Source organism: Acidovorax sp. KPB24-03 (assembly GCF_057546605.1).
In genome coordinates, this window is record NZ_BAAJYR010000297.1 from 1 (window position 1) to 4,343 (window position 4,343).

A 4,343-nucleotide genomic window follows, 5' to 3' on the forward strand; every position below is an offset into this window, starting at 1 on the left:
ATGCGGCCCGGGCACTGGGCGCCCCGCTGAGGCCAGTGCCGCCTGTGCGCTGAAGGCGCTGGGCGGCGGGCCGGGCATGCGCGTCAGGCGAGCAGCGCGCGCGCCACGGCCTCGCCCACCTTGATGCCGTCCACCCCGGCCGAAAGAATCCCGCCCGCGTAGCTCGCGCCTTCGCCGGCCGGGTACAGGCCGGCGGTGTTCAGGCTCTGGAAGGCCTCGTTGCGCCCGATCTTGAGGGGCGACGAGGTGCGCGTTTCCACCCCGGTCAGCACCGCGTCGTGCATGTCGAAACCCTTGATCTTCCTGCCGAAGGCCGGCAGCGCCTCGCGCAGGGCCTCGGTGGCGTAGCCGGGCAGGGCGGCATCGAGGTCGGTCAGCGTGACGCCGGGCTTGTACGAGGGCTCCACGGAGCCCAGCGCTTGCGAAGCCCGCCGTGCCAGGAAATCGCCCACCAGCTGCGCGGGCGCGTTGTAGTTGCTGCCGCCCAGCACGTAGGCGTTCGACTCCAGCTGGCGCTGCAGCACGATGCCCGCCAGCGGATGCGGCGTCGCGCCGGCCACCAGCGCCTGCACGCCATAGGGGCCGCCCAGCGCCGCCTCGAATGCCGCGGGGTCGTGCGGATAGTCGTTGGGATCGATGGCGACCACCATGCCTGCATTGGCATTGCGCTCGTTGCGCGAATACTGGCTCATGCCGTTGGTGACCACGCGGTGCGGCTCGCTGGTGGCGGCCACCACCGTGCCGCCCGGGCACATGCAGAAGCTGTACACCGCACGGCCGTTGCCCGCGTGGTGCACCAGCTTGTAGTCGGCCGCGCCCAGCAGCGGGTGCCCGGCGTGCCGGCCCCAGCGCGCGCGGTCGATGAGCCCTTGCGGGTGCTCGATGCGAAAGCCCACCGAGAAGGGCTTGGCCTCCATGTGCACGCCGCGCTCGTACAGCATGGCGAAGGTGTCGCGCGAGCTGTGGCCCAGCGCCATCACCACGTGGTCGGCGCGCAGCGCATGGGTCTGGCCCGTGGCCTGGTCGAGCACCTGCAGGCCGCGCAGGTGGCGCTGGCCGGCGGCGTCCTGCTCGACCACCACGTCGGTCACGCGCTGCTGGAACCGCACCTCGCCGCCCAGCGCGATGATCTGCTCGCGCAGCGTCTCCACCACCTTGACGAGCTTGAACGTGCCGATGTGCGGGTGCGCCACCGAGAGGATCTCGGGCGGCGCGCCGGCCTGCACGAATTCCTCCATGACCTTGCGGCCCAGGTGGCGCGGGTCCTTGATCTGGCTGTAGAGCTTGCCGTCGCTGAACGTGCCGGCGCCGCCCTCGCCGAACTGCACGTTCGACTCCGCCTGCAGCTCGCGCCGCCGCCACAGGCCCCAGGTGTCCTGCGTGCGCTCGCGCACCGCGCGGCCGCGTTCCAGCACGATGGGCCGGAACCCCATCTGCGCCAGCACCAGCGCCGCGAAGATGCCGCAGGGCCCGAAGCCCACCACCACGGGCCGGTGCGCCAACCCCTCTGGCGCCCGGCCCACCGGCCGCCAGACCATGTCGGGTGTGGGCTGGATGTGGGGCTGCCCGGCGTGCCCCGCCAGCAGCGCGGCCTCCTGCGACGGATCGGCCAGGGTGATGTCGATGATGTACACCGCCAGCAGTTCGGCCTTGCGCGCATCGAAACTGCGCTTGAAGACGTGGACATGGGCGATGCCTTCGGGCGGCAGCGCCAGGATGCGGCAGGCGGCGGCGCGCAGGGCGGGCTCGGGGGCTTCGGCTGCGCTGAGCGGCAGCTTGATTTCGGACAGGCGGATCATGGCTTGCGGGCCCGTGTCGATCGGGCGAAGGGCAATGTCGTGGGGACCGGCATGATAAAGGAGGCCCGCGATGCCGGGCAGACCGGGTGCGGCAAGCCCAGCCGATGCGCAGTCAGTACTAGGGCATATTGCTATTAAATTAATAGCAATATGCCCTAGTACTGACTGCGCTGGAGGCCTTTTTCCTTGTTGCCGGCCTGCAGGGCCTGCACTGCTCCGAAGTGCATGAGATCGGACCGACCGAATGGCAGCGAACACGCGATGGCGCAGGGCGCACGTCAAGGTCGCGCCTGGCGCGAGGCCGATGCCGGAGAAGGGCTAGTCCGCGCAGAACTGGCAACCCGCCGATGTCAGGTGGTCGCCCTTGCACGCGGTGCACCGCGAGACGTCCATCATCGTCCTGCAGGAGCCGCATTTGCCGGGGACGGACAGGTTGTCGCCCACGTTGAGCACGTCATAGATCACGCCTTCCTTTCGGCCGCACGCTGGGCAGTCGAGAAACCCCATGGTGAAGGGCCCGGCTTCGAAATGGCACACCAGGCAGCGTAGATCGCCATGCTCGCTTTCCACCATCGCATCGCTGCCGCAGGCCAGGCAGCAGCGGACCGGGCCGAAGCGATCGAAATCGTCGTACGCGCGGTCAATGGCCTCGTCCACGTAGGATGTCTTTTCGATGAGCTTCTGATACAGGTCCAGTCCGATGAACTGCTTCAGGCTGTTGGACAGGTATTGGTCTTGTGCCCGGAGATTGACCTTCCAGTCGAGCTGGGTGATGACCCGCACCAGCAACCAGATGGACTCGTCCAATACCGTTTCGGGGTCCATGTCCAGGCCGAGGTGCATCAGTTGATTCCTTCGGTTCTGAAAATCGTCGAGAAGCTGGAGGTCCTGGGCGTTGAGAAGCAGACTGGACGAGGCCTTTTTTCGGCTCTCCCAGAAAGCGATGGACTTGAACTGTCCGTCGTGGATGGACTGCAGTAGCTCGGCTTGCGCCTTGGTGTGCAGGCTGGCCACCGCGATGCCTTGCCAACCGACGGTCCTGACGATGCGCAGCTTGGTGAGCAGTTCGAGCGCGGCCTGAATGTTGGCGAGTGTCTGCAGCGCGTTGGTCTCGTTGCGCTCATCCGCCAGCGCGTGTTCCAGAGCGTGCAAAAGGAAATGCCGGGAGGTTTTCTGCAGGCGCCGGATGAGTTCGGCATCGACGGGGTCGGCTGGTTTCATGGTTCGGTTGTTGGAGGTGGGGGCGGCGCATCGGCGCTGTTGCCATGGGCCTGCGACTGGCTCCGGATTCTTTCGTGGACGGTGCCAGGAGCTCAAGGGGGGGAACCCGTGTGAAGGATACGGGCTGACAGACCGGGCGCGGGTGTCCGGTCGCGCGGGGCCGCACCGGGTTGCCATCATCCCTGTCCCGGCATTCCACGGAAAGGGCCTCCAGGCGCAGCCTTGGGTCTTGCGGCGCTCAGCCCGTTTGCTATTTAATTAATAGCACTATGCCCTAGTATTGATTGCGCTGGCGGGCTTTTTGATGCTCGGCCTGGGCGGTGGATTCTCCTGCCATGCCGGGCCGGCGGCGGCCCAGCAACTCCACCCCGCCGAACGCCAGTGCAGCCAGCCCCAGGGGCAGGAAGAAATACAGCATGCGGTAGGCCAGCACCGAGGCCAGTGCCTGCGGTGCGGGCAGGTAGGCCGACAGCACCGCCACGCCCACGGCCTCCAGCACGCCCAGCCCGGCGGGGATGCGCGAGATGAGCCCGGCCACGGCGCCCAGCAGCACCGTCGCCAGCGCGGCCGCATACGGTGCGCGCTGCCCGGTCAGCACCCACAGCGCCGCACCCATCACCATCCAGTTGGCGCCGACAGCGCACCTGCAGCATGCCCACGGGCCAGCGCGGCATGGCGATGCGGTGCCCGCGCAGGTGCACGGGCCGGCCATGGCGCAGGGCGCAGGCGGCAACGTACAGCAGGCTCGCCGCCGTCAGGGCGGCACCCATCCAGCGCAGGTGCTGGGGGCCGACGTGCCAGTTGTCGGGCAGCTGCGGCGACCACAGCCAGAATACCGCGCCCGCCAGGAAGAAATAGCCCAGCCAGTTGGTCAGGATGCTCATCCCGATCACCTGCCCGATGGCTGCCACCGACACCCCCTGCTGCGAGTACAGGCGATAGCGCACCGTCACCCCGCCGATGATCGATCCCAGGTTCAGCGTGAACGGATAGGCGATGAGCGTGATGCCCACCGTGCGCCCGGCCGACAGCCCGTGCCGCGTGTAATGGCGCCCGAACAGGTCGAAGGTGCTGTACAGCAGGTGGCTGGCCAGCGCCAGCGCGCCGCCCAGCAGCAGCACCGGCACCGGCAAGGCCAGGAACGACGCCCAGACCGCCGCCCAGTCCACCGTGCGTGCCTGGCGCACCAGCAGCGAGACGACGAAAAGGACGAAGGCGCCGCTGGCGAAGGTCACGGCCCAGGGCCACCAGCGGTGGGCGGTCAGGCGCTTCCAGCGGCTGTCGGGGCGTGTGGGCGGCGCAGCGCGGTCCCTGGGGGCCCCG

The 4,343-nt window shown here is 68.5% G+C and carries 4 protein-coding genes; 1 reads left to right on the forward strand and 3 read right to left on the reverse strand.

What is annotated here, in order from left to right:
• Positions 1 to 83: 83 nt before the first annotated feature.
• The 3 genes from AC27KI_RS19520 to AC27KI_RS19530 all read right to left on the reverse strand — a co-directional run bounded on the left by AC27KI_RS19520 (position 84) and on the right by AC27KI_RS19530 (position 3,642).
• The gene (locus AC27KI_RS19520) at positions 84 to 1,799 is read right to left on the reverse strand and encodes an NAD(P)/FAD-dependent oxidoreductase (protein WP_284429656.1); all 1,716 of its coding nucleotides are present in this window, start codon (positions 1,797 to 1,799) and stop codon (positions 84 to 86) included.
• A gap of 318 nt (positions 1,800 to 2,117) precedes the next feature.
• Complete coding sequence (locus tag AC27KI_RS19525) at positions 2,118 to 3,020, reverse strand: hypothetical protein (RefSeq protein ID WP_487115349.1); 903 nt, start codon at positions 3,018 to 3,020, stop codon at positions 2,118 to 2,120.
• A gap of 274 nt (positions 3,021 to 3,294) precedes the next feature.
• On the reverse strand, positions 3,295 to 3,642 hold the full coding sequence (locus AC27KI_RS19530) for a hypothetical protein (protein ID WP_487115351.1): 348 nt from the start codon (positions 3,640 to 3,642) through the stop codon (positions 3,295 to 3,297).
• 446 nt (positions 3,643 to 4,088) lie between these two features.
• Here AC27KI_RS19530 and AC27KI_RS19535 point away from each other — a divergent pair.
• A partial coding sequence (locus tag AC27KI_RS19535; protein WP_487115353.1) for a hypothetical protein occupies positions 4,089 to 4,343 on the forward strand: 255 nt, incomplete at its 3' end.

Bases quoted from the DNA above. Each gene is read 5' to 3' on its own strand.
- AC27KI_RS19520 (WP_284429656.1), bottom strand. From the start codon at position 1,799: ATGATCCGCCTGTCCGAAATCAAGCTGCCGCTCAGCGCAGCCGAAGCC.
- AC27KI_RS19530 (WP_487115351.1), bottom strand. From the start codon at position 3,642: ATGGTGATGGGTGCGGCGCTGTGGGTGCTGACCGGGCAGCGCGCACCG.
- AC27KI_RS19525 (WP_487115349.1), bottom strand. From the start codon at position 3,020: ATGAAACCAGCCGACCCCGTCGATGCCGAACTCATCCGGCGCCTGCAG.